The 15,828-nt window shown below is 52.7% G+C and carries 8 protein-coding genes; 7 read left to right on the top strand and 1 reads right to left on the bottom strand.

Features of this window, described 5'->3' with window-relative positions:
- The first annotated feature begins 9 nt into the window (after positions 1–9).
- From LX87_RS27000 to LX87_RS26965, 7 genes are all read left to right on the top strand, one after another.
- A complete protein-coding gene (locus LX87_RS27000; protein ID WP_111631433.1) occupies positions 10–1,377 on the top strand; it encodes a hypothetical protein in 1,368 nt (455 codons plus the stop codon).
- 57 nt (positions 1,378–1,434) lie between these two features.
- Positions 1,435–2,643, top strand: coding sequence for an aminotransferase class V-fold PLP-dependent enzyme (locus LX87_RS26995; RefSeq protein ID WP_111631432.1), 1,209 nt, complete (start codon positions 1,435–1,437; stop codon positions 2,641–2,643).
- A 51-nt stretch (positions 2,644–2,694) separates the two neighbouring features.
- On the top strand, positions 2,695–3,948 hold the full coding sequence (locus tag LX87_RS26990; RefSeq protein WP_111631431.1) for an amidohydrolase/deacetylase family metallohydrolase: 1,254 nt from the start codon (positions 2,695–2,697) through the stop codon (positions 3,946–3,948).
- A gap of 38 nt (positions 3,949–3,986) precedes the next feature.
- Entirely contained in the window at positions 3,987–5,762 is a 1,776-nt protein-coding gene (locus tag LX87_RS26985) for a PQQ-dependent sugar dehydrogenase (protein WP_111631430.1), read from the top strand.
- A 487-nt stretch (positions 5,763–6,249) separates the two neighbouring features.
- Entirely contained in the window at positions 6,250–9,261 is a 3,012-nt protein-coding gene (locus LX87_RS26975) for a SusC/RagA family TonB-linked outer membrane protein (protein WP_229310837.1), read from the top strand.
- A gap of 39 nt (positions 9,262–9,300) precedes the next feature.
- Complete coding sequence (locus tag LX87_RS26970; protein ID WP_111631427.1) at positions 9,301–10,881, top strand: SusD/RagB family nutrient-binding outer membrane lipoprotein; 1,581 nt, start codon at positions 9,301–9,303, stop codon at positions 10,879–10,881.
- A gap of 205 nt (positions 10,882–11,086) precedes the next feature.
- A complete protein-coding gene (locus LX87_RS26965; RefSeq protein ID WP_229310836.1) occupies positions 11,087–12,319 on the top strand; it encodes a sugar MFS transporter in 1,233 nt (410 codons plus the stop codon).
- Between the two features lie 170 nt (positions 12,320–12,489).
- Here the strand turns inward: LX87_RS26965 and LX87_RS26960 are convergent, their stop codons facing one another.
- Positions 12,490–15,279 (bottom strand): S8 family serine peptidase, encoded by a 2,790-nt coding sequence (locus LX87_RS26960; protein ID WP_111631425.1) that lies wholly within the window; start codon positions 15,277–15,279, stop codon positions 12,490–12,492.
- Between the last annotated feature and the right edge of the window lie 549 nt (positions 15,280–15,828).

The raw sequence follows: 15,828 nt of genomic DNA, 5'->3' as shown, positions 1-15,828 counted from the left end.
CCGAAAAACGTGGAAAAATCAAATACAAATCAGCGTAGAGACTTTCTGAAAAAATCAATCGGGTTTGCGGGCCTGAGCTTAGTGCCTTTGTGGGATAAGGACCCCGAAAGCGGTACGAAGCTGGAGGACTTTTTTACCACCGGACCCAAAACCGGCGCGGGACCCAAGAAGAAAATTGCTTTTCTGACCAATACGTACCGCAACAGTGCCCACGCCGACGTCATCGGCACCAAGTTATTTGTCGGAATTCCGACCGATGACGGCATGGTGGAACCCGACGTGGAAATTGTTTCGGTCTGGATTGATCAGATTGGCGACAATGATACGGGCGTGCGCATTGCCAAAATGAACAACGTCAAGGTTTATCCGACCATTGCGGAGGCCCTGACGCTGGGAACGGACAAACTAGCCGTTGATGCCGTCATTTATGTGGGCGAACACGGCGAATACCCCAAAAGCCGGTACGGTATCAAGATGTACCCGCGCATGAATTACCTGGAGCAGATTTTCCGGGTATTTGATGCGTCAAACCGGTCGGTTCCGGTCTTTACGGACAAACACCTGGCGTATAGCTGGCTCGACAGCAAGTGGGTGTACGACCGGGCTCAGGAACTGAAGGTGCCAATGATGGCCGGGTCTTCGCTGCCCTACTGCTGGCGCGATCCCCTGCTGGTGCATCCGCTGGGTGTCAAAATTAAAGAAGCCGTTGCCATTGGGTATGCTTCGCTTGACGCCTACGGTTTTCACGTCTGCGAAATTCTGCAATGCATGGTGGAACGCCGGGCGGGGGGCGAAACCGGCGTAGCCAGTGTGCAGGGGCTAATTGGCGATTCGGTCTGGAAAGCCATCGATGCCGGTAAAATATCGGGCGAGCTGGTCACGGCGGCCTGTAACCGCATCAAAGGCCACGCAACCGGCAACATGCGCGAACTGGTGAAACAACCGCGAGCAGTGATTATCAAATACAATGACGGTACGAAAGGCGCCATTGTCATGCTGGATGAGTACGTCAATGAAGGGTGGGCGTATGCCGCTCACGCCGACGGAAAAGTGGTTTCCACGGAGTTTGTGCTGGACCACAGCATGAGCTACTCCCATTTTAGCTACCTGACCCTGAACATTCAGAAGTTTCTCGTCACCGAAAAACCGCAGGGGCCGGTCGAGCGCACCCTCCTGACAAGCGGGGTGATTGACATGGGAATTCGTTCATCCGTAGACGGGCAGAAAGAAATCAAAACGCCCTTCCTGAATATTGCCTACAACGTCAAAGGGATAACGCCGATTTTACCGCCCAACCCCCGGCCCACGGGCCAGAGCATCGGACCGTGGCCACCCAAAGGATACGAGTTTATCATACCGGATAAATTTAAGAAATAAGCAGACTCCCAACGGATTAGGAAGTATTTTAGAGCGTACAATCAAACGAAATAGACCATGCGTAGAAGAGAGGTTTTGAAAAGCATCTCGGCGTTGCCGGTTATCGGTGGAGCGGCCGAATCCCTGACGGGCGCAGGCCTAAAACCCGATGCAACACCCGACTATTTCAAAGAACTGGGCCTGCGGACCTTTATCAATGCCGCCGGTAACTATACAACCATGACGGCCTCGCTGATGCCGCCCGAAGTGTTGCAGGCCATCCACAGCAGTGCGCAGCAGTACGCCATGCTCGACGATGTGCAGGACAAAGTGGGCGAGCGCATTGCAAAATTATGCCGGGCTGAAGCCGCGATGGTGACGGCGGGTTGCTGGTCGGCGCTGGTGATCGGGATGGCGGGCGTTCTGACGGGGATTGACTCGAAGAAGGCGGCCAAGCTGCCCTTTCTGGAAGGCTCGGGCATGAAATCGGAAGTGATTGTTCAGAAAACGCACGCCAACGGCTATCATAACGCCCTGACCAATACAGGGGTTAAAATCATCCTGGTTGAAACCGTTGAGGAATTACGAAAAGCCGTCAACGAAAAAACCGCCCTGCTCTGGTTCCTGAACCGGGAAGCGCCGGTTGGCAAAATCAAACAGGAAGAGTGGGTAAAACTCGGAAAAGAGCTCAATATCCCTACCATGATTGACATTGCCGCCGATGTGCCGCCGGTCGAAAACCTGTGGAAATTCAACGAAATGGGGTTTGATCTGGCCTGTATTTCGGGCGGAAAGGCCATGATGGGACCGCAGAGCGCCGGGATTCTGATGGGCCGGAAAGACCTGATTGCAGCTGCCCGGCTGAACGCTCCCCCGCGTTCGGGAATCGCCCGGGGGCATAAAGTCAATAAGGAAGAGATCATCGGGATGTGGGTCGCCCTGGACCAGTACATCAAGCGCGATCACAAGAAAGACTGGGAAACCTGGGAAAAAAGCATTGCGCTGGTTGAGAAAGAAGTGAAGTCGGTCCGGGGCGTGTATACCGAAACGATTATTCCGCCGGTTGCCAACCACAACCCTTCGCTGAAAATTGGCTGGGACCCCAAGGTGATTAAGCTGTCGCGGGATGAATTGGGCAAGCGGCTCCGGGAAGGTTCGCCGTCCATCGAAGTGATTTCGTGGGAAGATCCCGACAGCATCCGGATTACGGTTTTCATGCTGAAGCCCGGACAGGACCGCATCGTTGCCAGCCGGATCCGGGAAGAACTGAAACGGTCGGTCGTTTAAACAGGCCCTACGGTTTTGCCGGAATACCGTAGGGTGTAACCTTCTATTGTCATGATGAGATTGATCGTTTTTATAAGTGCCCTGTTTTTGAGCGGTTACGTAACCGCTCAGGATTATGACCTGCTGCTGAAGGGCGGCCACGTGATTGACCCGAAAAACAGGATAAACCGGGTGATCGACGTTGCCATCAAAGATGGTAAAATTGCCGCCGTCGCACCGAAGATTGATGCCAAAAAAGCCGCTGAGGTTGTCGATGTATCGGGCTTGTATGTGATGCCGGGTTTGATTGATATTCACGGGCACGTTTTTGCCGGAACGGCCGCTTTTGGCGCGTTGAGCAACGGTTTCAGTTCCTTAAGCCCCGACGGTTTTACCTTTCGGGTGGGCGTAACCACCATTGTCGATGCCGGTGGACCGGGCGGCAAGGAGTTTCTCGTATTCAAGAGAAACATCATCGACAGGTCGCGGACGCGGGTGTTATCGTTTCTGAATATCTCCCGGGCGGGGATGTACGGCGATGAGTATTCAGATGAACAGCAGAACGTTAATTACATGGACCCGAAGGTGGCCGCCGAAATGGCCTTACAGCACAAGGAACACATTGTCGGGTTCAAGGTGGCGCATTTTCACAAGCCGGATTTTGTGGCGGTTGACCGGGTTGTTGAAGCCGGAAAGCTGGCCGGATTGCCCGTGATGATCGATTTTGGCGGCAGCAAGCCCCGGTTATCGCTGGAAGAATTACTGATGCGTAAACTCCGGCCGGGTGATATTTTTACGCATACCTACGGCGAACTGCTGGAAACGAAGGAATCCATTGTGGATGTCGAAACCAAAACCCTGAAACCGTATGTATTAGCCGCCCGCGAGCGGGGAATCATTTTTGACGTGGGACACGGTGGCGGCAGTTTTCGGTATACGCAGGCCCTTCCGGCCACCAAAGCCGGTCTTTTCCCGCATACCATCAGCACCGACCTGCATACGGGCAGCATGAACGGAGCCATGAAAGATATGCTGAATGTCATGTCGAAATTTCTGGCGCTGGGAATGCCGCTGGAAGACGTCATTCAGGCCAGTACCTGGAAACCCGCTCAGGTGATCAACCGGACGGAACTGGGGCATTTGTCGGTCGGGGCCATTGCCGATGTGACGGTACTGAATCTGCGGAAGGGCAAGTTCGGCTTTTTCGATGTCAACCGGGATAAAATGGTCGGTACGCAGAAGCTGGAATGCGAACTCACCCTGAAGGATGGTAAACCGGTCTACGACACCAATGGGATTATGATACCCACCGCACTAACCAAGTAACGCCTGACTAACCCACTACTCATTATCATTTTCTATTCATGCACAAATTTTATGCGCGTAAGAGCCTGAAAGGTAAATCGTTATTTTCAGCGACAGTCCTTGCGGGGGTGAGTGTCTTGTTCTGGGCTTTTTCGAGTTCTTCGGATCGATTGCCAGCCGGTGACGCCGACAACGGAAAGTTATTTTTGCCCGACGGTTTTCAGGCCGTCGTTGTCGTCGACAGCGTTGGCAAAGGCCGTCACATTGCCGTCAACGACAATGGGGATATTTACATGAAGCTCCGGGGTGTAACGCCGGAAGGAGGCAGTGTGGCCCTGCGGGATACCAACGGCGACGGAAAAGCGGACATTATCCGTCATTTCGGCGACTATAAAGACCCGCAAAGCTACGGTACAGCCATGCGAATTCACAACGGCTACCTCTATTATTCGACGGCGACCACGGTTTACCGGAACAAACTGGTGAAGGGTCAACTGGTGCCCAACAGCAAAACAGAAGTGGTCTTGACGGATGATTACCCTTCTAAACCGTACCGGGTCGAGCACGTGGCCAAGCCCGTCACCTTCGATGATAAAGGGTTCATGTATGTGCCGTTTGGCGCACCGGGCGACGTGTGTCAGGTGGAAAGCCGGAAACCGGGTTCACCCGGAAAAATGCCCTGCGAAGAACTGGATTGGCATGGCGGGGTCTGGAAGTTTGACGCCAATAAACTGAATCAGGTCCAGAAGGACGGGGTTCGGTATGCGACCGGTATCCGGAGTATTGTGGCAATGGACTGGAACAAGCAGGACGGCAATCTGTTTGCCCTGCAACACGGCCGCGACAGTTTCACCCGAATCTGGCCCGATCTGTATTCGCCCTGGCAAAGTGCGGTTTTGCCTTCCGAGGAGTTTTTCAAAGTGACCGAAGGCATGGACGGCGGCTGGCCGTATTATTACTATGACCAGATTCAGGGTAAAAAAGTCCTGAATCCGGAGTATGGTGGCGATGGCAAAAAAGAAGGAAAGGCCAGTGAGGTAGCCAAACCGATTATCGGTTTTCCGGGTCACTGGGCGCCCAACGATCTGGTTTTCTATACCGGCAACCAATTTCCGGAGCGGTATAAAAACGGAGCGTTCATTGCCTTCCACGGTTCCACGATTCGCGCCCCTTATCCGCAATCGGGTTATTTCGTGTGTTTTGTTCCCTTCAAAAACGGCCTTCCGAGCGGTCCCTGGGAGGTGTTTGCCGACGGTTTTGCCCAACTGGAAACCATTGTCAGTACCGCCGATGCCCACGCCCGTCCGGTGGGTTTGTCCATCGGCCCGGATGGCTCCCTGTACGTCAGCGAAAGCGTGCGCGGTAAAATCTGGCGGATCATGTACAAAGGCGACAAAAAGAAATTCGGCGCCCGGCAACTGGCGGCTATGGAGAAACGTAAGCTGACCAGCAACAACATCCGGATGCCGGATGAGATCAAAGACAATTTGCAGAAAGATAACCTACAGGCCGGTGCCAAACTGTATAATACCTATTGTGGCCCCTGCCACCTGAATGACGGCAACGGAGACGGGAACCGGTTTCCGCCGTTGGTGGCGTCGGAGTGGGTGAGCGGAAACAGCCGAAAACTCATTGAGGTGGTTTTAAAGGGCCTGTCGGGTCCGATTACGGTAAAAGGAAAACCGTACAGTGGAGTGATGCCCGCCCATGATTTCCTGAATGATGAAGATGCCGCCCAGATTCTGACGTATATCCGTATGGGTTTCAAAAATAACGCATCGGCCATTTCGGCGGCAGAAGTAAAAAGTGTCAGAAGCAGCCTGACGGGTAAATAACCGCGTCATAAGAAAAAAGCTGAAATCGGGGAGCTGGTTTGGTGGACGTTTTGCCAACCGGCTCCCCGAATTTTTACGGGATTTTCCGTAGCCGTCTGCCCTGTTTTTCCTGATTGGGTCTGTCGGTACTGGTTTTCGGCAAAATGAAAACTGGCGTACAGTATAAGTGACTGCTGGGCTTTTGACCTTGTAAAAATTACATATTCCATCTATTGAATTATATGCTTTCCGGACGGCTCTACCGATTCCGGTTATAAATCCAGATCTCCGAAAAATAGTAGAAGAAATATAAAAAAAAGTATCAGATAAGGAGTAGTGCCAGTACTATATTTGATCGCCTTCTTCGGAATTAAATTCTAAAACCACTAACCCATGCAAAACAATGGATAGACAAAATCCTAAAAAGCCAAATTTTAATAGAATACGGCTTTCCTTCACTAGCAACTCCGGCCGCAGAAGCGCCAGCGCCTGGAGAATCCTGAGTTGTATGATGCTCATTGCCCTGTTTATGGGGTCAACGGTGTCGTCGGTATCTGCGCAAAACCATAGAGTAACCGGTAAAGTAGTCGGTAAGGACGGCGCATCCTTACCCGGCGTCAATGTCATTATAAAAGGTACCACCACGGGGGCCTCAACGGATTCGGAAGGCAAATATACCGTGAACGCGCCCTCCGGGAATGCAACCCTGACGTTCTCGTTCATTGGCTACGTCTCGCAGGATATTGAATTGGGGGGCAAGACGGTGGTTAATGTAACCTTGCTGGAAGATGTAACCCAACTGAATGAAGTGGTTGTAACCGCACTGGGTATCGAACGAAGTGCCAAGACGCTTACGTATTCGACGCAACAGGTTTCGGGAAAACAACTGGTAGATGTACGGGATGCCAACTTTGTCAATACCCTTTCCGGTAAAGTAGCGGGTATGGTGGTGAGCCAGGGTTCATCGGGGCCGGGTTCGGCAGCCCGGGTTACCCTGCGCGGAAACCGCTCCATTGCCGGAAACAACAACGCCCTGTTTGTGGTGGACGGTGTGCCGATCGACAACTCGGTGCGCAGTCAGGTCAACTCGGATTTTGGAGGCACCAACCGCAGCGACGGAGCGGCCAACATCAACCCGGACGATATTGAGTCGATGAACGTCCTGAAGGGAGCAGCCGCAGCCGCCCTGTACGGCAGCCGGGCCGCCAACGGGGTTATCATGATTACGACCAAAAAAGGAAAAGCCGGTAAAATTACCACGGACATTAACTCCGGTGTCGTGGTGGAAACGCCTTTCCTGTTGCCTAAATTCCAGAATAGCTACGGACAGGGAGCGGGCGGAGTGTCAAGTGAAAATGCCACCGGGAGCTGGGGCGCTTCCGCGACGACCTACCCCAACAACATTCGGGATTTTTACCGGAACGGGGTTTCGACCAACAACTCAATCGGGATTTCGGGGGGAACCGACAAGGTGCAGACCTATCTTTCCTATACCCACAATATGAATCAGGGAATTATCCCGAACAATGAACTGCTGCGGCATACCATCAACCTGCGGATCAATGCCCAGCCGGTTAAAGGTCTTTCGGTCGATGGAAAAATAACCTATGTCAATCAGGATATTAAGAATAAACCGTATTCGGGAGAGAACAGCGGCCCTATCATGAACCTGCTGAAAGTGCCCCGCAGTGTTGATCTGAACGAATACAAAAACTACCAGACTGACAGAGGCACACCGACGTACTGGACAAGTTCGGGGATTTACATGAACCCTTACTGGACCATAAATAAAACCTTTGCCAACGAGAAACGCGACCGGGCCATCATTCTGGGCTCCGCCAAGTATGAGCTGACCAACTGGCTGAATGTACAGGGCCGGATCAGCTACGATACCTATGTTGACGATTATGATCGGGGCTGGGCTAACGGCACGCTGCTGTACGCTGCCGCTGGCGGAAACTACGAGGCTTTTATCGGTAAGACGCTGGAGCGTAACCTGGACCTGATCTTTTCGGGGAATAACAAAATAGGCAAGGATTTTGGCATCACCTATAACTTTGGCGCGGGCTCCACGTACAACAAATACTCGGAAGTAGGCGCCATTGCAACCGGTTTGTCGGTGGTTGATAAATTTGACCTGACCTTTGCCACCAACCTCACCAAGGTGTCTACCTTCTCGGAAAAAGAACTGCAATACGTGTTTGGTGCGGCTTCGGTTTCATTCCGGGATTACCTGACATTCGACGCATCCCTGCGGAATGACTGGTCGTCTACACTGCCGAGTCCGCACTCGTATATGTACGCGTCGTTTGGAGGAAATTTCATTCTGTCGGATGCCGTCAAGCTTCCCAACTGGCTCAATTTCGCGAAAGTTCGCGGCTCCTGGGCGCAGGTCGGTAACGATACCAGTCCGTACCAGCTGGACCCGACGTACGGTTTCACGGTGGGTGGCACCACGGGTTACATTTCCAGAACAACCACGCTGCCGAACGTCAACCTGAAACCGGAAATTTCTTCTTCAACCGAGTTCGGGTTGGATTTAAGGACCCTCAACGGACGTCTTGGGCTGGACTTCACCTATTACAACAGCAACACGGTAAACCAGATTCTGACCCTGGCGCTCGCCAATGCTTCGGGCTATAACTCGCAGCTAATCAACGCCGGTAAAATCAATAACCGTGGTTTTGAAATCGTGCTGACGGGCAAACCGCTCCGAGAAGGAAAGATAGACTGGCAGACAACGGTAAACGTTGCCCGCAACATCAACAAGGTAGTTTCGCTGCACGAAAGCATCAAAAAAGCGACCCTCGGAAGCGGTATCCGGAGCGCCGGGCCGGTGGTAGCCGAAGGCGGTTCGTACGGGGATATGGAAGGGTATACCTGGCAGCGGGATGGTCAGGGGCGCTACGTGGTGAATAACGCAGGTTTGCCCGTGGTTGGCCCCATCGCCAAAATTGGCAATTTCAACCCCAGATTTACGATAGGCTGGAACAACACGTTCAATTATAAGAACTTCCTGCTGTCATTCCTGGTGGATGGCCGCATTGGCGGAACGATGACCTCCGGTACGGAAGCCAACCTGGCTTTCGACGGCAATGCTGATTACACCACGGCACACCGGGAAGGCGGCTGGGTGCTGGATGCGGTGAAAGCCGATGGTACGCCCAACACAACGGCCATTAAAGCCGAGCAGTTCTGGCAAACCGTATCACAGGGACGGTATTCGTGGGGTGAATTCTTTACCTATGACGCAACGAACATCCGGTTGAGAGAGATTTCGCTGGGGTACAACATTCCGTTGGCTTCCAAATTCTTCACCAATGCCCGGGTTTCCCTAACGGCGCGCAACCTGTTCTTCCTTTACCGGGGGTATACGACCCTGGACATTCCCGGCCTGGAAAAACGCAAAATGCAGTTTGATCCGGATATGAACCTGGGAGCCGGTAACTTCCAGGGCCTGGATTACGGCAACCTGCCTTCAACCCGGACACTTGGTCTGAACCTGAAACTGAGTTTCTAATCTGGAAAACAAGCGTAGCCCATTAAGTCACGAACAATCATGAATACTATTATAAATCAATCCATTAGAAAAACGCTCCAGTTTGTCGGGCTGGGCGTCCTGGGCATCGTAGCAACATCCTGCACGGAGGATTTTGTCGAGATGAACAAGAGTAAAACGGCGGTGGTGGTCCTTAGCCCGAATGAATTTCCCAAGTTGTTTTCGCAGGCATTATCGCAGGGTTCTCACCATCCTTCCTACCAGACGGGACAAAATCTCTTTTCTGATTTATACGCCCAGTATTTTGCCACGACCACCCCGAACTTCCTGTCGGACCGTTATTTCATCAATATGTCATGGATTAACTCCCACTGGAATCCGATTTATACGCAGGTCGTACCGCAACTGAAAACCCTGTTTGAGAATTATCAGCCCAATACCGCTGAATACGCCCTGTCGAGCATCTGGTGGGTGTTTTCGTTTCACCGCATGACGGACCACTACGGCCCCATCCCGTATTTTGATGCGGGTATACCGGCCCAAAGTGTAAAATACGATGCGCAGGACAAGATATACGACGACTTCTTTAAGCGGCTGGATGCGGCTGTTACGGTTTTAAAAGGTAAAACCACTGAAAAACCGTTTGGGGTTGCCGATATCATCTACGCGGGCGATGTCAACAAGTGGATCAAGTTTGCCAATACGCTTCGGCTGCGGCTGGCGCTGCGGATTTCGAAAGTGGATCCTGCCCGGGCGAAAACGGAAGCCGAAGCGGCAGTAGCCGGTGGCGTATTAACCAGCGCGGCTGAAGATGCCATGATGGTCCGGACGGCCGTCAGCAGTGCGGATGCCAACGGTTTGTCCCGGATTGCGGCCTGGGGCGAATTCCGGATGAGCGCCACAATGGAATCGTTCCTGAAAGGTTATAACGATCCACGGATGACGGAATTTTTCCAACCGGCCTTTGCCACCAAAACCTACGAAGGACTGCGCAACGGACTGAGTCCGGCCCAGTTAATCGAGCCGTTGAATACCAACGACAACAACTCGAATATCGGGGCACGCTGGGTCCGGAATACCGGTACCGGGTCGGGCTGGGAGAACATTTTTGCCGTCAAAGCCGATATTATGCACGCAGCAGAGGCTTATTTCCTGCGGGTCGAAGGTGCCCTGAACGGCTGGAACATGGGCGGAGGTACGGCCAAATCGTTCTATGAAGACGGTATTCGGGCTTCGATGGCTACCTGGGGGTTCAGTGGCGCGGCTGTCGACGCGTACATTAACGGAACGACCCCGCCGGTTGCGCCCGGCGATTCGCAGAAATCCCCCGCCATCAGTAACATTCCGGTCAAATGGGGCGCTACCGAAGCGGTACAGAGGGAGCAGATCGGCACGCAGAAATGGCTGGCGCTTTACCCGGATGGGATGGAAGCCTGGGCGGAGGTCCGGCGGTCGGGTTATCCCAAATTATACAATGTGGTAAACTCCGTAAACGCGGATGTGCCCACGACCGAATTCATCAAACGAATTCCATTCATTGATGCGGAGAGACAAAACAATAAAGCGGCTGTCGAAGCTGCGGTTTCCCTGCTGGGTGGCCCCGATAAGGCTAGCACACCGCTCTGGTGGGATAAGGACTAGTATGCTGTAGAGCGTATGAGTTAAAAAGTACATCCTGGGATACTGATTAGGTATACTCCGGGATGTACTTTTTGGTTATGAAGTGTCAGAAAACACGTACCATATTCGCCATAACGGTTTCTTACAGGCTTGTGAAACAGAACCCCGTCCAGGCGTTTCGTAAATCAACATCAGAATGGTAAAGGAGAGATCTGGTTTATATCCAATGATGATCATTGGAATTCTTTTTTTTGTTTTTGGCTTTATTACCTGGGTAAATGGCGTACTGATTCCCTACTTTCAGATCTGCCTGGAACTCACCAACTTTCAGTCATTCTGGGTGGCCTTTGCGGCTTACATCGCCTACTTTGTCATGGCTCTTCCATCGGCCTATATCCTGAAATCGACGGGTTATAAAAAAGGGATGGTGATCGGCTTGCTGATCATGGCGGTGGGGACGTTATCGTTTCTGCCCGCGGCTTATGTGCGGAATTATGCCCTTTTTCTGGTCGGATTATTTATTACGGGTACTGGGCTTGCGCTTTTGCAAACAGCCGCGAATCCCTACGTTGCCGTCATTGGCCCCGCCGAAAGTACGGCCCAACGAATTGGTTTTATGGGCGTTGCAAACAAAACCGCCGGTATTTTGAGTCAGCAGATTCTGGGCGCCATCTTTTTAGTAAATGCCGATTCGATTATTGCTGCGGTAAAGCAGGCCAGTTCTGCCGAAAAAATAGCTATCCTGGATGAATATGTCCTTAAAGTCGTCAATCCCTATCTGGTCATTACGCTAATCCTGCTGGGATTAGCGGTTTTGGTCCGTTTTTCCAGGTTGCCCGAGGTGAAGGAGTCGGCAGAGACCGGTGATGATGCGAGTGGCGATGTGCCCAAAACGTCAATCTGGCAGTTTCCCTACCTGATTCTGGGCGTGGCCGCGTTATTTATGGCATCGGCCTGCGAGGTCATTCCCATTGATTGCATCATTGTCTACAGCCGTTCGCTGGGCATTCCCCTGAATGAAGCCCGGCATTTTACCGAATATACGCTGTATGCCATGCTGGGCGGATATGTGTTAAGCACGATTGTTATTCCCAGATACATTTCCCAGCAAACCGCCCTGCTGACAGTTTCGTGTCTGGGATTACTGCTGACCGCCGGGGCTTATTTTTCTTCGGGTCTGGTTTCGGTCTATTTTCTGGCTTCGCTGGGGTTTGGTGCTGCCCTGCTGTGGGGAACAATCTGGGGGTTGGCCGTGCGTGGGCTAGGCACCTTTACCAAGGTGGGGGCGGCCCTGTTGTTGATGTCGGTTGTCGGTGGGGGCATTTTTCCGCTGCTTTTCGGAAAATTAATTGATAGTTCCCCGGCCCACCCGCAACAGGCGCTGCTGGTCCTGATTCCGTGTTACGTCTATTTAATTTTTTACAGTACGAAAGGGTACAAACTACTCAACTGGGTCTGAATCGAAGGGCTGTTTCTGATAATCCTAAGGTCAAACTACGAGTTGAACCGGGGCAGGCCAGCCGAAAACGTATGGGCGGTACTTGTTGAGGACGGTTTTTAACTAGCTTCCCCGCACCTGCCGAAGCAAATGCGGGGAAGCCTGACTTGAATGAACCGTAGAGCCGGTTGTTAGTGGGTTTTCATGAGCTTGTAGCGTTGCATAGTAGGGCCTTCTCCTACCTGCAACAGATACAGGCCCGGCGCCAGACCGTTGCCCAGCCGAATTACCTGCTCTGGCTGAGCGGCCCGGGACTGCCACACCCGTCGGCCGTAGGCATCGAAGATCGCTACCGGCGATTGGCCCACTCCTTTCGTTTGCAGGGTAAACGACTCGGCAAAGGGGTTCGGAAAAACTCGGATGGAACCGGTGTTTAACTCCGTTTCTGCGGTAAGTCGGGCCGCAGGCGAAGATTTCGAATTCACGAATTGGAAACTGATGGTTAAGGGAATACCCGCCGGGCCCGTGCCGTCCCGTCCGGGATATGGCGTTGCCGTCAGCGTATACGACCCGAGGGCCGGTTTCCAGGTGCGGTAGTTACCCGTACCATCATCCTTGAACAGCGCATAGGGCGCATTATTCTCTACCTGCGTGCGCGTTTGCGAGCCGTCTAGCTGCAAGACAACCGAGGCAACCGTGTCGGGATTGGTGGTGGCCCGAATGTTAAACATAGGGCTGGGCAGGCTGGCCAGATCCAGCACCTGACCATCGGTTATCTGCTGAATGGGTTGCTGGTTTACTGCATCGATCAACGTGAAACTGACCGTTTTCAGGTGATCTACCACCGTAAAGCTGACGGTATAGGGTGTACCAGCCGCCCCCGTGCCGTCAGGGCCGGTGTAAGGCGTGGCCGTCAGTGTATAAGAGCCTACTTCCGGTTTCCAGCCCTTGTAATCTCCGTTGTTGTCTTCAAACAAGGCGTAGGGAGCCACATTTTCGATCTGGGTGCGGGACTGTTGCCCACTGAGTTCCAACACCACCGAGCCGACGATGGCTGGATCGGTAGTGGCCCCTATGGCCAGGTTCCGGGTGGGGAGGCCCGCCAGGTTGATCTCTTCACCCGTTTTCAGCTCCCGGATTGGTTTGTCGGTATGGGCATTGATTAAACTGATACGCTGCACCGCCTGTGGAAACAGATCGCTCACCTGCTGTAAGGCCTTGTCAGCCTGGATCAATCCATACCCCGTCCGGAAATCAAAGCCGGTATCGAAGGCTGGCGTCAGGGGGTCGTCCATATCCATAGCGGTCTGCTGTAAGATCGACAGGAGGGACTGTCTGGATAGCGTATTTCTTGCTTTCTCCTGCAACAAAGCTCCCACGGCTGCGGCATGGGGCGCGGAGGCCGAGGTGCCAAAGAAATTAGGCCAGCCGTCACGCTCAACATCACGGCCAAAAAACGTATTGTTCCCCCCATCAGGCGCTACAATTTCGGGCTTCTGGCGAACTTCGGAGGGGATCCGATTTCCGGCCGGATCAAACAGAACCGGGGTACCGCCCGCCGAGGAAAAGGACTCAATGACCGCCGTGGGTAACGTGGCGTCAAAGGCTGGCGTTTGGTAATACGCAGCAGCGCCTACCGTGATCGCGGTGGCTTCATTGCTGTGCCCAATATTGGAGGAACTTTTCGTATCGTGTTCAATTTGTAAAGGGGAGGAGTTGAGGTTAACCCACTTAATTAGCGTAGGATCAGGCCCGGATGCTTTAACCAGCACCACTTCAATATCCACGGGCGCACTGGTGTTGTTGACAAGACTAATCAGTTCTACGGGGTCATTGCCTCGGTTTACAGCATAAGACGAGAGATTCCATTGTAATATACCCCTGTAATACACCAGTAAATCCATATCTGTCCGGGCTCCCGCCCCTCGGTTCACCGAGTAGAATTGATCATCCCATTGAAAGTCAAGGATGATCCGGCCATTGGCTGGAATTGTTACTCGTTGAAACAAGTCGCCACCTCCAAAATCATGGGCGAAGCCTAAAGGGCCGTAAAACGGATCGACGAGCAAACCGCCTGATCGAAAGGAACTTTGATAGGAAGACCGTTCATTGTTGCCCGCCGAGGTAAAATAAGTGACCTGCTTGTTGGTAACTACCTCACGAATGGCCTGGGAAATGATGCCATCCTGAAAAAACGGTTCATTAGAATAATACACATCATCCGTAATAATCTGGCAGCCAGCGGCCGCTAAATCGCGAATCCCCTTGGCAAAACCGGCTTGTCCTTTAAAAGCCGTATGAAAGGCAATGGCTGCTCCAGGAGCCACATCGTGAATGATTTCGGCCATGGCCCGGCCTTCGTCGGAGGCCGTGGTTGCAAAATAATCATCAATAACCTCCACATTAGGCAAGTCTCCCGAAGCCACGCCCTTCGGAGCACCGCCCAGGGCGTTGAAGGAATCGGATAAGACCCCTACTTTGACGCCCGCTCCAGTAACCCCAAAGTTTTGCCGGCCCACATCCGCCCGCATGGCCCGATCTCCCTGCGAATGAACGGCCCCCAACGTGAGTTGGGGCTTGTAGGCTGGGCGGGCTACGTGAAGGGCGACAATCTCCCGAAGAGCCCCTAACTTGTCAATCGGCAGGTACCCGAATATAAGTTCCTTGTAGACAACACCCTCGGTAAGACCCAGTTGCTGCAATTGATCCAGTAATGCCTGGCCGGTCCAGCCGGGGGCTGCCATCGCTTCCAGGGCAATCCGGTTGTCCGAAAATTGAAACAAGTCCATTTTTTGTAAGTCGCCTGCCAGGCCGGCTATGCCAGGCATTCTGCCCCGTTGCAGGGCTAATAGATCGGGGGTGATCTTAGCCTCCTGGGCGGCTTGTTTGTCAGGAATCTGGGCCATCGTTCGTTCATGAGCGCCCAACAGGAATAGCACGGCCAGACCGCCTACCCACCAAGTGTGTAGTGATTTTGTCATAAATAGGATTGTTAAAGAAAAGAAAGAGAGTAGGCTACGGTTTAAAGCAGCCCCGGTAAACGTATGTGTAAAGCGGTAGGTAAGGGCTAGTTTTCATTTTATATTGGCATAATCAACGGGAAAATTCCCGTATTGACGCAGTCATAGTGGATGGAAAGCCTGACCGGAAATCAGACGCAGAACTTCTTGACCCCTCCGCGTCCCCGCTCCCTAACCACGGTTTCTTTTAGGCTGGCACAAGCGCCGGATACCTTGAATCGATTCAGAGATTTTTATATCTTGGAGCGGATCCATCTTGGGCTGCGCTGCCGACGTCATATCCATTCTTTTTATGATAGGCAGAGCCAGAAAAGCAGGAAACGTTTTAACAATTCTGTCCGGCAATCAGGGACAGTATGGATGTGTAAGACTTAAAATGATACCCTTCGTTGAACCTAGCCGAAGTGGTCTATCAAAAATCTTTTGCAGAGAAAGGGGTTGACTATACAGGCAAGCGGACATGAATAAAGAAGACACTGCTTAGACAGTCCAGTCGGTCGGGGTGATCAC

The sequence above is a fragment of the Larkinella arboricola genome (assembly GCF_003259745.1).
Classification (GTDB): domain Bacteria; phylum Bacteroidota; class Bacteroidia; order Cytophagales; family Spirosomataceae; genus Larkinella; species Larkinella arboricola.
This window is presented reverse-complemented; position numbering and strand designations above follow the sequence as displayed.